At 73.7% G+C, this 14,542-nt stretch carries 14 protein-coding genes; 9 read left to right on the top strand and 5 right to left on the bottom strand.

The window, feature by feature from the left end; all coding sequences use genetic code 11:
• Positions 1-329: 329 nt before the first annotated feature.
• On the bottom strand, positions 330-1,043 hold the full coding sequence (locus NFU81_RS23455; RefSeq protein ID WP_251493085.1) for a lysophospholipid acyltransferase family protein: 714 nt from the start codon (positions 1,041-1,043) through the stop codon (positions 330-332).
• Between the two features lie 170 nt (positions 1,044-1,213).
• Here NFU81_RS23455 and NFU81_RS23450 point away from each other — a divergent pair, with 170 nt between their 5' ends.
• Positions 1,214-2,005, top strand: a complete 792-nt coding sequence (locus tag NFU81_RS23450) for an alpha/beta hydrolase (RefSeq protein ID WP_251493083.1) — start codon at positions 1,214-1,216, stop codon at positions 2,003-2,005.
• On the top strand, positions 1,998-2,537 hold the full coding sequence (locus NFU81_RS23445) for a hypothetical protein (protein ID WP_251493081.1): 540 nt from the start codon (positions 1,998-2,000) through the stop codon (positions 2,535-2,537). Before NFU81_RS23450 ends, NFU81_RS23445 begins: the two co-directional genes overlap by 8 nt.
• A 33-nt stretch (positions 2,538-2,570) precedes the next feature.
• Here NFU81_RS23445 and NFU81_RS23440 read toward each other — a convergent pair whose 3' ends face one another.
• A complete protein-coding gene (locus NFU81_RS23440) occupies positions 2,571-4,367 on the bottom strand; it encodes an AMP-dependent synthetase/ligase (RefSeq protein WP_251493079.1) in 1,797 nt (598 codons plus the stop codon).
• A gap of 230 nt (positions 4,368-4,597) precedes the next feature.
• On the opposite strand from NFU81_RS23440, the gene NFU81_RS23435 reads away from it, so the two are divergent.
• The 6 genes from NFU81_RS23435 (at position 4,598) to NFU81_RS23410 (ending at position 9,377) form a co-directional block, all read left to right on the top strand.
• Positions 4,598-5,359: a metallophosphoesterase family protein gene (locus NFU81_RS23435; RefSeq protein ID WP_251493077.1), complete on the top strand. Its 762-nt coding sequence runs from the start codon at positions 4,598-4,600 to the stop codon at positions 5,357-5,359.
• A gap of 123 nt (positions 5,360-5,482) precedes the next feature.
• Positions 5,483-5,965 carry an SRPBCC family protein gene (locus NFU81_RS23430; protein WP_251493075.1) on the top strand — a complete coding sequence of 161 codons (483 nt, stop codon included), beginning with the start codon at positions 5,483-5,485 and terminating at the stop codon, positions 5,963-5,965.
• Entirely contained in the window at positions 5,965-7,122 is a 1,158-nt protein-coding gene (locus tag NFU81_RS23425) for an ArsA family ATPase (protein WP_251493073.1), read from the top strand. The genes NFU81_RS23430 and NFU81_RS23425 overlap by 1 nt, the downstream gene beginning before the upstream one ends.
• A 106-nt stretch (positions 7,123-7,228) precedes the next feature.
• Positions 7,229-7,627, top strand: a complete 399-nt coding sequence (locus NFU81_RS23420; RefSeq protein WP_251493071.1) for a DUF5304 family protein — start codon at positions 7,229-7,231, stop codon at positions 7,625-7,627.
• A gap of 54 nt (positions 7,628-7,681) precedes the next feature.
• Positions 7,682-8,623: an ROK family glucokinase gene (locus NFU81_RS23415; RefSeq protein WP_251493069.1), complete on the top strand. Its 942-nt coding sequence runs from the start codon at positions 7,682-7,684 to the stop codon at positions 8,621-8,623.
• 4 nt (positions 8,624-8,627) lie between these two features.
• Entirely contained in the window at positions 8,628-9,377 is a 750-nt protein-coding gene (locus NFU81_RS23410; RefSeq protein WP_251493067.1) for an endonuclease/exonuclease/phosphatase family protein, read from the top strand.
• An 11-nt stretch (positions 9,378-9,388) separates the two neighbouring features.
• Here NFU81_RS23410 and NFU81_RS23405 read toward each other — a convergent pair whose 3' ends face one another.
• A complete protein-coding gene (locus tag NFU81_RS23405; protein ID WP_251493066.1) occupies positions 9,389-10,519 on the bottom strand; it encodes a glycosyltransferase family 4 protein in 1,131 nt (376 codons plus the stop codon).
• Between the two features lie 96 nt (positions 10,520-10,615).
• Here NFU81_RS23405 and NFU81_RS23400 point away from each other — a divergent pair, with 96 nt between their 5' ends.
• Entirely contained in the window at positions 10,616-11,860 is a 1,245-nt protein-coding gene (locus NFU81_RS23400) for a glycosyltransferase family 87 protein (protein ID WP_251493064.1), read from the top strand.
• 208 nt (positions 11,861-12,068) lie between these two features.
• Here NFU81_RS23400 and NFU81_RS23395 read toward each other — a convergent pair whose 3' ends face one another.
• Together NFU81_RS23395 and NFU81_RS23390 are read right to left on the bottom strand one after the other, a co-directional pair.
• The gene (locus NFU81_RS23395; RefSeq protein WP_251493062.1) at positions 12,069-13,235 is read right to left on the bottom strand and encodes a M48 family metallopeptidase; all 1,167 of its coding nucleotides are present in this window, start codon (positions 13,233-13,235) and stop codon (positions 12,069-12,071) included.
• Positions 13,232-14,497, bottom strand: a complete 1,266-nt coding sequence (locus tag NFU81_RS23390) for a hypothetical protein (protein ID WP_251493060.1) — start codon at positions 14,495-14,497, stop codon at positions 13,232-13,234. Before NFU81_RS23390 ends, NFU81_RS23395 begins: the two co-directional genes overlap by 4 nt.
• Between the last annotated feature and the right edge of the window lie 45 nt (positions 14,498-14,542).

Raw genomic sequence — 14,542 nt, 5'->3', positions numbered from 1 at the left:
GTGTGACGACCGACCGCCACCGCCCCGGGGGCGCGTGGGGGCACCCCCCTCTCGCGTCGCTCGCCGGCCGGTGGTCCGGCACGGTCCGAACAGCCCCTTTCGGACGGAGACGAACCGCGCGCGGTCGGTGGCCGGTCGCTCCGTTCTCCCCCAGAGCTTCGCCTGGGGGTGCCCGCCCCTGATGGGGCACCGCCCTCCGCAGGGGCATCCCCTCAGCCACCGCGGCCCGCGAGACCGCGCCCTTCTACCGAAGGGGAACCGCCCGAGCCACCGCGGCCCGCGAAAACGCTCCCCTGCGCAGGGGACCGCACTCCCCGGGCGGCCGGGGGTTACTGGGGCTGGGCCGCGGCCTTGGCCGCCTCGGCCAAGGCCCGCTTGGCCGCCGTCGCGTAGATGTCGACGTACTCCTGCCCGGACAGCTTCATGATCTCGTACATGACCTCGTCCGTGATCGACCGCAGGATGAAGCGGTCGCCCTCCATCCCGTCGTAGCGGGAGAAGTCCAGCGGGCGGCCGATCCGGATGCCGGGTCGTACCGAGAGCTTCGGGACGACCTTCCCCACCGGCTGCACCTTCTCCGTGTCGATCATCGCCACCGGGATCACCGGCGCCCCGCTGGCCAGCGCGACCCGGGCCAGGCCGCCGGGCTTGCCCCGGTAGAGGCGGCCGTCGGGCGAGCGCGTGCCCTCGGGGTAGATCCCGAACAGCTCACCGCGCTCCAGCACGGCGACCCCGCTCTTGACCGCGGCCTCGCCGGCGCCGCGCGCACCGGAGCGGTCGACCGGGAGCTGCCCGACGCCCTTGAAGAAGGCGGCGGTCAGCTTCCCCTTCACGCCGGGCGAGGTGAAGTACTCCTCCTTCGCGATGAAGGTGACCTTGCGGTCGAGCACCGCCGGCAGGAAGAAGGAGTCCGAGAAGGACAGGTGGTTGCTGGCGAGGATCGCGGGACCTTCGTTCGGGATGTGCTCGATGCCTTCGACCCAGGGGCGGAAGGCAGCCTTGAGGGGTGAGCCGATGGCGATCTTCATCGCGCCGTAGAACAACCTCGGACCTCCTGTAGCCGACGCACCGACCTTAACGCCAGCGAGCGGCTCCAGCTGGTTCCGATGGGGCTTACCGCTTGGTATCGCGGCCGCGTACGCTGAACATCCGACCTCCGTGTACCTCGTGTACCCGCGTACGCGGTTTCACGCCCTCGAACAGGAGACCCACGGTGCCGCTCATGCCAGGAGCCGAGCCGTACCGCCATGACGGCGGCGAGATCGGCGTGCTGCTCTGTCACGGATTCACCGGTTCGCCGCAGTCCATGCGCCCCTGGGGCGAGTATCTGGCGGAGCGCGGCCTGACCGTGTCGCTGCCGCTGCTGCCGGGCCACGGCACGCGGTGGCAGGACATGCAGATGACCGGCTGGCAGGACTGGTACGCCGAGGTGGACCGGGCGCTGCGGGAGCTGACCGACCGCTGCTCGCAGGTCTTCGTGTGCGGCCTGTCGATGGGCGGCGCCCTCGCGCTGCGGCTGGCCGCCCGGCACGGCGCGGAGATCAGCGGCCTGGTCCTGGTCAACCCGTCAGTGAAGGCGGACAGCCCGGCACTCAAGGCGGTGTCGGTGCTGCGCCACGCGGTGCCCTCGGTGAAGGGCATCGCCAGCGACATCGCCATGGAGGGCGGCGCCGAGGTCGGCTACGACCGCACTCCGCTGCACGCGGTGCACTCGCTGACCAGGTTGTGGCGGGTGGCGCGGGCCGGGCTGCCGCAGGTGACCCAGCCGCTGCTGCTGCTGCACAGCCGGGTGGACCATGTGGTGCACCCGTCGAACTCGGCGGTGGTGCTGGGCTCGGTGTCGTCCACGGACGTCACCGAGAAGGTGCTGGAGCGCAGTTTCCACGTGGCGACCCTGGACCATGACGCGGAGCGGATCTTCGAGGAGTCCTACGCCTTCGTCGAGCGGCTGTCGGCCGCGGGCAGGGCGGACGACGCGGTGAAGGAGGGCACGGCCGGTGGCTGACCGCGAGGACGAGGGCACCGCCCCGCACGAGGAGGAGCCGCCCCGCCCGCCCCTGGACGAGGACGCGGCCTGGGCCGCGCTGATCGCCGGCTACGACGACGAGCCGGACCCGGGCACGGCCGCGGCATGGCCCGAGGCGGAGAACGTCCCCGTGCAGCCGCCGGACCCGGACCCGACCGACCCCGCGGCGGTGAGCACGGCGCCGCCGCCCGCGGACCGCACGATCGTGATCCACCCGGTGATCAGCGGCCCGCGGGACTTCGAGCTGGCAGACGACGACGAGGACGCGCATTTCGTGCCGCCCGAGCCGCCGCCGCTGCCCGACGCGGACGCGACCACCAAGTTCGCCTGGATCGCGGTGCTGGGCGGCCCGCTGCTGCTGCTCGCCTTCGTCCTGCTCCAGATGGAACTGACCTGGTGGGCGGTCACGGTGGGGGTCGGCGGCTTCCTCGGCGGCTTCGCCACGCTGGTGGCGCGGATGCGTACCGGTGACGAGGACGACGACGATCCGGGCCGCGGCGCCGTCGTCTGAGGACGACGGCGGCCGCGCGGCCCGCGCGCGGGTTCAGCGGATGTACAGCGCCTCGATGTCGGCTGCGAAGTCCGCGAGCACGACGTTGCGCTTGAGCTTCATCGACGGCGTCAGGTGTCCCGACTCCTCGGTGAACTGCGCCGGCAGGATGCGGAACTTGCGCACCGACTCGGCCTGCGAGACCGCCGCGTTGCCCTCGTCGACCGCGTGCTGGACCGCGGCCAGCAGGTCGGGGTCCGTCGCCAGTTCCGCCACGGCGCGTCCCTGCTTGCCCTGCTGGGCGGCCCACCGGGGCAGGAACTCCTCGTCCAGGGTGATCAGCGCGGCCACGAAGGGGCGGCCGTCGCCGACGACCATGCACTCGGCGACCAGCGCGTCGGCCCTGATCCGGTCCTCGATCACCGCGGGGGCGACGTTCTTGCCGCCGGCGGTGACGATGATCTCCTTCTTGCGGCCGGTGATGGACAGGTAGCCGTCCTCGTCCAGCGTGCCGAGGTCGCCGGTGTGGAACCAGCCGTCCGCCTTGGCCTCCGCGGTGGCCCGCTCGTTGTTCCAGTAGCCGGTGAACAGGTGCTCGCCGTACAGCAGCACCTCGCCGTCGTCGGCGATGCGGATGGTGGAGCCGGGCAGCGGCTGGCCGACGGTGCCGATCTTGGTGCGGTCCCAGGGGTTGAACGCGGTGGCGGCGCAGGACTCGGTCAGGCCGTAGCCCTCCAGGACCGTGAAGCCGATACCGCGGTAGAAGTGGCCGAGGCGCTCGCCGAGCGGGGCGCCGCCGGAGACCGCGTGGGTGGCCCTGCCGCCCAGGACCGCCCGCAGCTTGGCGTAGACGAGCCGGTCGAAGACCTTGTGGGTGAAGCGCAGCCGCACCGAGGGGCCTGACGGGGTGTCCAGGGCGCGGCTGTACTCGATCGCCGTGGCCGCGGCCCGGTCGAAGATCTTCCCCTTGCCGCCGGCCTGCGCGGTGGCCCTGGCGGTGTTGTAGACCTTCTCGAAGACCCGCGGCACCCCGAGGATCAGGGTGGGCCGGAAGCCCTGGAGGTCGTCGGTGAGGTGCTTGATGTCGGGTACGTGGCCGAGCCTGACCGGCGCCATCACGCTGGCGACCTCGATCAGCCGGCCGAAGACGTGGGCCAGCGGCAGGAAGAGCAGCACCGAGGAGTCGCCGGTGCGGAAGAGCGGGGCGAGGCGTTCCAGCACGTTGCCGCACTCGGCGAAGAAGCTGCGGTGGCTGAGCACGCAGCCCTTGGGGCGGCCGGTGGTGCCGGAGGTGTAGACGATGGTCGCCGGCGAGTCGGCGTTCGCCGCGGCGCCGCGCTCGTCCAGGACCGCGTCGGAGATGTCGCCGCCGGCCGCGACGAGCGCGTCGACCGCGCCGGTGTCGATCCGCCAGACGTGCTTGAGCTGCGGCAGCCGCTCGCGCACCGACTCCACGGACTTCTCGTGCGCGTCGGACTCCACCACGACGGCGACCGCGCCGGAGTCGGCGAGGATCCATTCGAGCTGGGAGGCCGAGGACGTCTCGTAGATCGGCACGGTGACGGCGCCGGCGCTCCAGATCGCGAAGTCCAGCAGCGTCCACTCGTAGCGCGTCCTGGACATCAGTGCCACGCGGTCGCCGGGCTGCACGCCCTCGGCGATCAGTCCGCGGGCGGTGGCGCGCACCTCGGCGAGGAAGCGGGTCGCGGTGATGTCCTGCCAGTGGCCGGCGGAATCCTTGCGGCCGATGACCGGAGTGTCCGGGTGCTGGGCGGCGTTGCGGCGGATCAGGTCCGTCAGGTTGCCGTCAGCGGGGACCTCGTAAAGGGCCGGAAGGCTGAACTCACGCAAGGCGACTGCTCCTCATCGGTGCCACGGCGCACCCGGAGGGAAGGTGATGGACGGGCTGGACGTTACCCATCGGTAAAGCTCCGGCGGTAGGGGGGCACGACAAGATGTTTTAAGCATCACACACCGGGCCGAGCCGGGGCACCGATGCCCGGAAGACTAGACCAGCGCCCCGCCGATCCGCAGGTGACCCGCGAGCGGAACGGCCCGGCGGCGGCCTATAAAGTGACCGCATGCGGGTGCATGTGGTGAGCGACGTCCATGGTGCCGCCGAGGCGCTGGCCCGGGCCGGCGAGGGCGCCGACGCGCTGGTCTGCCTGGGCGACCTGGTGCTCTTCCTGGACTACGCGGACCACTCCCGCGGCATCTTCCCCGACCTCTTCGGCGTCGAGAACGCCGACCGGATGGTGGAGCTGCGCACCGCCCGCCGCTTCGACGACGCCCGCAGGCTCGACGCGCAACTGTGGACGGGCATCGACCGGCGCGACGCCATCGAGGCCGCGGTGCGCAAGCAGTACGCCGAGCTGTTCGCGGCCTTCCCGACGCCCACGTACGCCACCTACGGCAACGTCGACGTCCCCGGCCTGTGGCACGAGTACGCCGGCCCCGGCACCACCGTGCTCGACGGCACCACCGCGGAGATCGGCGGCCGGGTCTTCGGCTTCGTCGGCGGCGGCCTGCGCACCGCGATGCGCACGCCCTACGAGGTCAGCGACGAGGACTACGCGGCCAAGGTCGCCGCGCTCGGCCCGGTCGACGTGCTGTGCTCGCACATCCCGCCGGCCATCCCCGAGCTGTGCTACGACACCACCGCCCGCCGTTTCGAACGCGGCAGCCAGGCCCTGCTCGACGCGATCCGCAGCGTGCAGCCGAAGTACGCGCTGTTCGGCCACGTCCACCAGCCGCTGGTGGCCCGTACCCGGATCGGCCGCACCGAATGCGTCAACGTCGGCCACTTCAACCACACCCGCACCCCGTGGGTCCTGGAGTGGTGAGGCGCGCGGCGATCCCGACCCGCCGTGGTGACGGCCGCGCCACCTGGGCGCGATAGCCTCTCAGCACACTCCTCAGCACACTTCACGCAGCATCCTGCACCAGTAGTCCGGAGGGCCACGGCGATGGCGGAACACACACGGTCGAGCATCACGATCGAGGCGGCACCGGCCGCCGTCATGGGCGTCATCGCCGACTTCGACCGCTACCCGGAGTGGACCGGCGAGGTCAAGGAGGCCGAGGTGCTCTCCCGTGACGACCAGGGCCGCGCCCAGCAGGTGCGGCTGCTGCTCGACGCCGGGGCGATCAAGGACGACCACACCCTGGCGTACACCTGGATCAGCGCGGACGAGGTGCACTGGTCGCTGGTCAAGTCGCAGATGCTGCGCACCCTGGACGGCTCCTACGCGCTCGCCCCGCTGGAGGGCGGCCGGCGTACCGAGGTCACCTACCAGCTCACCGTGGACGTCAAGATCCCGATGCTGGGCATGATCAAGCGCAAGGCCGAGAAGGTCATCATCGACCGGGCGCTGGCCGGGCTGAAGAAGCGCGTCGAGGCCGCGCCCGAGGATGCCGCGGGCGGCGCCGACGCCGAGACCGCGGGCTGATGCCGGCGGCTCCCGTACGCACTCTGCTCATCACCGGCGCCGGCGGTGCGGGCCGCACCACGGTCGCCGCCGCCACCGCGGCCGCGGCCGCCAGGGCCGGTACCCGCACCCTGCTGCTGACCTACGACCGGGACGCCGCTGCCGCGCTGGCCGGCACCGTCCCCGGGCTCGGCGTCGCCTCCGTCGACCCGGGCGCCGCCTTCCAGGACGCGCTGCTGGACCTGCAGAGCCGGGGCGGCACCCTCCTGGCGCTGCTGGGCGCGGCACCGCTGGACCCGGAGGAGCTGACGCCGCTGCCCGGCGCGGAGGCGCTCGCGCTGCTGCGGGCGGTGCGCGCGGCCCACGACGGTACGTGGGAGCTGGCGGTCGTCGACCTGCCGCCGGTGCGCGAGGCGGTGGCGCTGCTCGCGCTGCCCGGACAACTGCGGCGCTACCTGGCCCGGTTGCTGCCCGCCGACCGGCAGGCGGCGCGTGCGCTGCGCCCGGTGCTGGCCCAGCTGGCGGGGGTGCCGATGCCCACCGAGTGGGCGTACGAGGCGGCGGCCCGCGCGGACCGCGAACTGGCCGCCGTCCAGGCGGTGATCGACGACCCGGGCACCTCGGTCGCGGTCGTGGTCGAGCCGGGTGCGCACGCGGCCGGCGTCGTACGGACCGCGCGGACCGGCCTGGCGCTGCACGGCCTGGGCCCCGCGGCGGTGGTCGCCAACCGGCTGCTGCCGGCCGCCGCGGCCGACCCCTTCCTCTCCGCCCTGTCCGGCATCCAGCAGGACCACCTCAAGGCGCTGGCCGAGGTCTGCGCCGCGGACGGCGTCCCGCTGCACGAACTGCCGCACCTGGGACGGGAGCCGCAGGGTCCCGAGGAGGCACTGGCGGTGCCGTACGAGGCGGCGCACGCGACCGGCGGCGATCCCTGGACCGTGGAGGACCGGCTGAAGGACGAGGGCCACTTCGTGTGGTCGCTGCCGCTGCCGGGGGCCTCCAAGGACGGTCTGGACCTGGTGCGGCGCGGGGACGAACTCGTCGTGGACGCCGGGGGTTTCCGGCGCATCCTGCCCTTGCCCTCGGCGCTGCGGCGCTGCACGGTGGAGGGTGCCGCGCTGCGCGACGGCGCGCTGCGGGTGCGTTTCACGCCGGACCCGGGTCTCTGGCCGCGCTGACCGGGCGGATCGCGCGGGCGGTTCGGCCGGGCCGCCCCTGCGGGTCGTTCAGGTAACGTCGTGAGAAAGCCGCGCACCCGACTGCCGCGCCCGTTTGGAGCCGATCATGAGCGAAGCCACCGACCGTCCGGACGCCGACGCGTGGGCGAAGGCCAGCGCAGAGGACATCGCAGCAGAGCACGCCAGGCGGCGCGAACAGGCGGGCCAGGCAAGCGCCGCCGAGGAGCTGCGGCGCTTCGCCGAGGCGGTCGGCGAAGCGGTCGGTGACCGGTTGGCCGCGCTGCGCAACCCGGCGGTGCAGATGGCCGCGCAGGGCGTCCTGTCCCAGGTGCGTTCTGTTGTCGAACCCATCAAGGAGCGGAATCCCGACGTCTTCGACCATCTGACGGCGGCGGGGGCCGAATTGCTGGCGGCATACCGGTCCGCAGTGGCAGGAGCGGAATCCCGCTGGACCTCGGGCGAGGCCTCCTCGCGTTCAACGGCTGAACACATCGACCTCGACTGACCCCCTCTCCGGTACGGTTCTCTTAGCGGGGATCGACCGAAAACTGAGGGACACATGGGACTCACCATCGGCGTCGACATCGGCGGCACCAAAATCGCGGCCGGCGTGGTCGACGAGGAAGGCTCGATTCTTGAGACCGTCAAGGTGCCGACGCCGCCGACTCCCGAAGGCGTCGTGGACGCGATCGTGGAGGCGGTGCGCCAGGTCAGCACCGGTCACACGATCGAAGCCGTCGGCATCGGGGCCGCCGGCTACGTCGACGACAAGCGTGCCACCGTGCTGTTCGCGCCCAACATCAACTGGCGGCACGAGGCACTGAAGGACAAGGTCGAACAGCGCGTCGGACTCCCCGTGGTCGTGGAGAACGACGCGAACGCGGCGGCCTGGGGCGAGTACCGCTTCGGCGCCGGACAGGGTCACTCCGACGTGATCTGCATCACACTCGGCACCGGACTCGGTGGCGGCATCATCATCGGCAACAAGCTGCGCCGCGGCAGGTTCGGCGTCGCGGCCGAGTTCGGCCACATCCGGGTGGTGCCCGACGGCCTGCTGTGCGGCTGCGGCAGCCAGGGCTGCTGGGAGCAGTACGCCTCCGGGCGCGCCCTGGTCCGCTACGCCAAGCAGCGGGCCAACGCCACACCGGAGAACGCGGAGGCCCTGCTCGCGCTGGGCGACGGGACCGTGGACGGAATCGAGGGCCGGCACATCAGCGCCGCCGCCCGGCAGGGCGACCCGGTCGCCGTCGACTCCTTCCGCGAACTGGCCCGCTGGGCCGGTGCGGGGCTCGCCGACCTGGCGTCGCTCTTCGACCCGTCCGCGTTCATCGTCGGCGGCGGCGTGTCGGACGAGGGCGAGCTGGTCCTCGACCCGATCCGCAAGTCCTTCCGGCGCTGGCTGATCGGCGGGGAGTGGCGGCCGCACGCCCAGGTGCTCGCCGCCCAGCTCGGCGGCAAGGCCGGACTCGTCGGAGCCGCCGACCTGGCACGACAGGGCTGAGCCGATGACGACCGTGGAGGATCTGCCGGGTTCCAGCACCGAGCCGGCCTCGGCGGTCGTCCGCGTGCTCAGCTACAACATCCGCTCGATGCGGGACGACGCGGCGGCGCTGGCCCGGGTGATCCGTGCCTGCGCCCCCGATCTCGTCCTGGTCCAAGAGGCCCCGCGGTTCTTCCGATGGCGCAAGGCCGCGGCCCGCCTCGCACACGCCACAGGACTCGTCCATGTGACCGGCGGCGCCACAGCGGCGGGTCCGATGGTGCTCTCCAGCTTGCGCGCGCACGTCGAACGCACCGAGGACGTCCTGCTGCCGCACCATCCGCCGCTGCACCAGCGGGGGTTCGCCACCGCCGTCCTGCGGATCGGCGGCGCCCGGCTCGGAGTGGTCAGCACCCATCTCAGCCTCAGCCCGGCCGAGCGCTACGAACAGGCCGGGCTGCTGCTGGACCGGGTGGCCGCGATGGGCGAGGCGAACGTCGTGGTCGGCGGCGACTTCAACGAGCCGCCGGACCGCCCCGGCTTCGCCCGTATCGCCGCCCGCCTCCAGGACGGCTTCGCCGTCGCCCCCTGGGGCGGCGAGGTCACCAACGTGCGGGCACCCTTCCAGCGCATCGACGCGGTCTTCACGACGAAGCCGGTCGAGGTGCTGGGCTGCGGGGTGCCGCACGCACTGCCCGGCGTCACCGACGCCGACCTGCACGCGGCCACCGACCACCTGCCGGTGCTGGCCGCGCTGCGTGTCCCCAAGGCCTGACGGCCACCGGCTCAGAGCAGGTCGCGCAGCCGCTGGGCCAGCAGGTCCCAGCGCCAGGACTCCTCCACCCAGGCCCGCCCGCGCTCGCCCATCCGGCGGCGCAGGTCGGGGTCCCGCAGCAGCGTCAGGATGCGCTCCGCCGCCTGCTCGGGGGAGCCGCCGGGGACCACCCAGCCGGTCTCGCCGTCCAGTACCGCGTCCGGGGCGCCGCCCGAGTCGCCCGCCACGACCGGCAGCCCGGTCGCCGACGCCTCCAGGTAGACGATGCCGAGGCCCTCCACGTCGAGTCCGCCGCGCCGGGTCCTGCACGGCATCGCGAAGACGTCGCCCGCACCGAAGTGCGCGGGCAGTTCACCCTCGGGCACCGGCCCGGTGAAGCGCACCGCGCCCGCGACGCCGGTGCGCTCGGCGAGCGTCTCCAGCTCGCTGCGGTACGGGCCGCCGCCGACGATCAGCAGCGCGGTGTCCGGCTTCTCGCGCAGGATCCGCGGCATCGCCAGGATCAGCGTGTCCTGCCCCTTGCGCGGCACCAGCCGCGACACGCACACCACGACGGGGCGGTCCGCGAGCCCCAGCCTGGCCCGTACGACCGACCCGCCCGAGCCGGGGTGGAAGGTCTTCTCGTCGACGCCCGGCGGCAGTTGCACCATCCGCTCGGCGGCCCGCTCGGTCAGCGCGGAGGCGATACGGGAACGCGTGTACTCACCCAGATAGGTGAGGGTGTCGGTGCCCTCGCCGATCCTGCGCAGCAGCTGGCGGCTCGCCGGCAGCTGCGCCCAGGCCGCCTCGTGGCCGTGCGTCGTGCCGACCAGCCGCAGCGCGCCGGCCCTGCGCAGCGCCGGCGCCATCAGGCCCAGCGGGGCCGCCGCCCCGAACCACACCGACGAGCAGCCGTACTGCCGCAGCAGCCGCACCGCGGTGCGCGTCACCCCGGGCGTCGGCAGCAGCATCTTCGTACGGTCCCTGACCACCGGGAACGGCTGCTCGGCGTCGAACCGCGCCACCGCCGTGCGGTCCTTCCACGTCGAGGCGTAGACGACGACCTGGTCCGGGTCCAGCCGCAGCGCCATGTTGTGCACGAAGGACTGGATACCGCCCTGGCGCGGCGGGAAGTCATTGGTGACGATCAAGGTCTTTTCCATCGCCGCCGAGATTACTCCGGCGCCGCGGGCCGCCGCGCAGGCCTCCCTGCGCGTCCCTCCCGCCGGGCGGCCGCCGCGGGCCGCAAGATGCAAGACGTGAGATATCGGCATACGAGCGGTCCGGTGCCGGTGGTGGTCGTGTGGGTGCTCACCCGCGCGGCGCTGCTGGCCTTCGTCTTCGAGCTGGTCCACTTCCCCGGGCAGGTCGTCGTCCACGACGTGTCGGCGGTCTACCAGCACTGGTACCCGACGCTGCGGCGCGGCGCCTTCCCCGCGCACGACGTGACCTGGCAGTATCCGCCGGGCGCCGCGGCCGTGCTGGTCGCCCCGGGCGCGCTGCCGTTCCTCGACTACACCGCGGCCTTCTTCTGGCTGGCCTTCCTCTGCGACGCCGCCGTCCTCGCCGCGCTGCTGCGCGACGCCTCGCGCCGGTCCTGGCGCCTGGACGGCGCGTGGGTGTGGGTGGCCGGGGTCGCGCTGCTCGGGCCGATCGTCTACGCCCGCTACGACGTCATGGCCACCGCCGTCGGCGTCGCCGCACTCCTGGCGCTGCGCCGCCGCCCGGTTGCCGGCGGGCTGCTCGCCGGGGCCGGCGCGCTCATCAAGGTGTGGCCGCTGCTGCTGCTCATCGGCACGCCGCCCGGCCGTGCCACCCGTCGCGCCTGGACCGCGGCGGGTGCCGCCGTCGCGGGCGGCTCGCTGCTCTTCCACGCCACCATGCCGGGCGCCTTCTCCTTCCTGACCTTCCAGCGCGACCGGGGCACGGAGGTCGAGTCGCTCGGCGGCCTCGCCCTGCACCTGGCCAGGCGGGCCGGCTGGCACGGCGTCACCGCACTCCACTACGGCTCGGTGGAATTCCTCGGCTCCCCCGTGGCGGTGGTCAGCGACGTGGCGCTGGCGCTGAGCCTGCTGGCCTTCTGCTGGCTGCTGCTCTGGCGGCTGCGGGCACGGGTCTTCACGGCGGCGACGCCGTACGACGCCGGGTTCGTCGCGGTCCTGCTCTTCACCACCACCAGCCGGGTGATCAGCCCGCAGTACATGGTGTGGCTGGTCGGCATCGGGGCGGTGTGCGCCACGCTGCGGGAGAGTTCTCTGCGGTTGCCGGTGCTCCTGCTGCTGCCTGCGGCGCTTCTGACGACGCTGGAGTTCCCGGTCTACTTCGCGCACGTCGTGCGCAGCGACCTTCTGGGCGTCGCCCTCATCCTCTCCCGCAACGCACTCCTGGTCGCCGCCTGCGTCCTGGCCTGCCGCCGCCTGTGGAGCGCCGCCGCTCCCGTCCGACCCGCGACCCCCGCTCCCCCGCCCGTCCCCGAGCACGCAGCCCCCCGCACCCCCAGGTGACGGCCCCCTGCGGTGGCCGGCCCCCTTCCCAGCGGCACTGTGAACGCAACAGGCCGGGGCTGCCCCCCAGGGGCGCGAGGAACTGCGCGGCCAGCCACGACGGCCGGAGAGCCGACCGCGAACCGCAGGGGGCAGGACCCCAGGGGCGCGAGGAACTGCGCGGCCAACCACGACGGCAGATCAGGCACGCGCGCAGCGCAACGCGCACTCACCCCCGTGGAAAGCCCGCCCGGGCAAGGGCAATGCGCTGGACGGGAGTCGGATGCGTGCCGAAGAGGAAGTGGAGCGCGCGCGGCGGCCGCGGCTCGCCGACGTTCACGACGGTGAGCCGCCGCTGCATGGCGACGAACTGCGCCGGGTCCGCGGTGAGGTCCAGCGCGTGCCGGTCGGCGCGTACCTCCACGCGCCGGCTGAGGGCGCACCCCAGCGGCCCGGCGAGCGCCCCGCCGGCCGAGGCGACCGCCGCGAGCAGCCACGCCGAGCGCGGGTCGGCGAAGTGGTCGACGCCGGCGAGCGAGAGCAGCGGCTCCCAGCTGACGACCGCGGCCAGTACGCACACCCCCAGCGCCGCACCCACCGCGCCCAGCGCGGTACCGCGGGCGACATCGCGGTGCACGACGTGCCCGAGTTCGTGCGCGACCACCAGCTCGACCTCCCGCGGCTCCGCCGTGCTGAGCAGCGTGTCGTAGACGACGATCCGCCGGGTCCGGCCGAAGCCGGAGACGTACGCGTTGAGCGCCGTGGTGCGCCGCGACGCGTCGGCGACCAGGACGTCCCGTACGGTCACGCCGTCGCGCTCGGCCAGCCCGAGCAGGGCGTCGCGCAGCGGCCCTGGGGCCATCGGCGTGAAGCGGTTGAAGAGCGGCTCGAAGAGCACCGGTGCGGCCCAGGACAGCGCGACCGTGGCGGCCGCGGCGCCGAGCGCGGCCCACACCCACCACCAGCGGGTGGCACCGGCCAGCGCGTAGACGGCGAAGAGGGCGCCGCCGACCAGCGGGAGCGAGACGAGCAGCCCGCGCAGGACGTCCACCGCCCAGCCGCCCCAGCCCTGGGTGACCAGGCCGAAGCGGGAGCGTACGACCCGGGTGCGGGCGCCGAAGGGCAGGGCGAGCAGTTGCGGCAGCAGCACCAGCGTGACGGCGCCGCCGGCGACCCGGCCGGCCCACGCGCTCCCGAAGCCCGCGACGAGCCCGGCGCCCGCCGAGGTCAGGCCGAGCCCGAGCAGCAGCGCGAGCCCGGCGGCCCGCCCGCCCAGCGCGACGGGCCACACCCCCTGGCGCAGCGCCCGCGCCCGCGCGACGTACTCGGCGGTGAAGTCCCCCTCGTCCATCCCGTCCTCCTGGCTCATGCCCAGCACAACGCCCCGCCCGCTCATGCCAGTTCCTGCTGGACGTACGTGCGCCAGCGGGAGGTGAAGTCGGCGAGCGACACGTGGAGGGTGCTGTGCAGGAGCGTGTCGAGGGGGGTGCCGGCCGCGGCGGCGCGGTAGAGGGCGGTGAGCTGGGCGGGAGACCACTGGTCGGCGATCATGCGGCAGGCGAGCCAGCCGCCCTCGTAGGCCTGGGCCAGCGCCGTGGAGGTGGGGCGGAAGTCCGCGTCGGCGGGGAGGGTCGCGGGGAGGTGGCCCGCGGTGACGTCCTTGGCCAGCTCGGGGGCGATCTCCGGGGCGGTGCGGCCCGCGTCGCGGTAGGCGACCCAGTCGGCGAAGCCTTCGGACAGCCACAGCGGGGTGTGCGCGGAGGTGGCCGACCGGGTGGCCACATGGGTGGTCTCGTGGGTGAGGACGACCTGCCGCCCGAAGGCGGACAGCTCGCCGAAGGCCGCCGGGTTGACGATCACCCGGTCGGCGGGGGCCTGCGCGCTGCCGCCCAGCTCGCCGGTGGTGACCGCGGCGATGCCCTGGTAGTCGGCCGGGTTCGCGGCGAGCAGCTCGCCGAGCTGGCCGAGGGTGCGCGGCGCCTCGATCACGACGGTGCCGGGCCAGCCGGCCCGGCCCCAGGCGTGCTGCACCTGCGGCACCGCCTCGTCGGCATCGGCCGCGTAGCCGCGCAGCGTCTTGGTGTCGCCGAGGCCGAGCACCAGGCTGCGCGCCCCGCGCACCACGGTGACCTTGCCCTGGTCCCACAGCTGTACGGCGCTGCGCAGCCCGGCGGACGCCCCCTCGTCGTCGGCGGCGACGTACCAGCGCCCGGCACGCTGGGTGAGGGTGAGATACGACGTGGAGACCACCGGCTGCGCGTCGTAGCCGCGCAGCCGGTAGCGCAGCTCGACCTGTGCCCCGGTCCTGCGGGTGCCGTCCGCGGCGGCCGCGGGCGGCAGCGGGAAGGCGCCGGTACGGACCAGGCGGTAGGACCAGTCGGCGAGCGGCACCTGCGCGAGGTTGCCGAACATCCGGCGCTGGTCGGCGAGGAAGCGGGTGGACCGGGGGTCCACCCCGGCGAGGAAGGCCCGCTGGTCGTGCTGCCGCACCGCCGCGGCCTGCCGGTCGAGCAACTGCTGTACGGCGGTGTCGGCGGCGGGCCGCGCGGGCTTGTGCGCCACTCCCCCGCATCCGGTGAGCGCGGCGAGCAGCCCGAGAAGGGCCAGGACGGCGTACACGGCGCCGGCCGTCGAGCGTCGTGGCTGCACCGCGGTCATGCGCCCGATCGTACGGCCCTGCCCTGCCGGCGGCTCTGGGGGCGC

The sequence above is a fragment of the Actinacidiphila cocklensis genome (genome assembly GCF_907177275.1).
In the GTDB taxonomy this organism is placed as follows: Bacteria; Actinomycetota; Actinomycetes; order Streptomycetales; family Streptomycetaceae; genus Actinacidiphila; species Actinacidiphila cocklensis.
Note: the sequence above shows the minus strand (reverse complement) of the source record. Positions and strands in the feature narration are given on the sequence as shown.

Bases quoted from the DNA above. Each gene is read 5' to 3' on its own strand.
- NFU81_RS23435 (WP_251493077.1), top strand. From the start codon at position 4,598: ATGCGGGTGCATGTGGTGAGCGACGTCCATGGTGCCGCCGAGGCGCTG.
- NFU81_RS23430 (WP_251493075.1), top strand. From the start codon at position 5,483: ATGGCGGAACACACACGGTCGAGCATCACGATCGAGGCGGCACCGGCC.
- NFU81_RS23425 (WP_251493073.1), top strand. From the start codon at position 5,965: ATGCCGGCGGCTCCCGTACGCACTCTGCTCATCACCGGCGCCGGCGGT.
- NFU81_RS23420 (WP_251493071.1), top strand. From the start codon at position 7,229: ATGAGCGAAGCCACCGACCGTCCGGACGCCGACGCGTGGGCGAAGGCC.
- NFU81_RS23415 (WP_251493069.1), top strand. From the start codon at position 7,682: ATGGGACTCACCATCGGCGTCGACATCGGCGGCACCAAAATCGCGGCC.
- NFU81_RS23410 (WP_251493067.1), top strand. From the start codon at position 8,628: ATGACGACCGTGGAGGATCTGCCGGGTTCCAGCACCGAGCCGGCCTCG.
- NFU81_RS23405 (WP_251493066.1), bottom strand. From the start codon at position 10,519: ATGGAAAAGACCTTGATCGTCACCAATGACTTCCCGCCGCGCCAGGGC.
- NFU81_RS23395 (WP_251493062.1), bottom strand. From the start codon at position 13,235: ATGAGCGGGCGGGGCGTTGTGCTGGGCATGAGCCAGGAGGACGGGATG.
- NFU81_RS23390 (WP_251493060.1), bottom strand. From the start codon at position 14,497: ATGACCGCGGTGCAGCCACGACGCTCGACGGCCGGCGCCGTGTACGCC.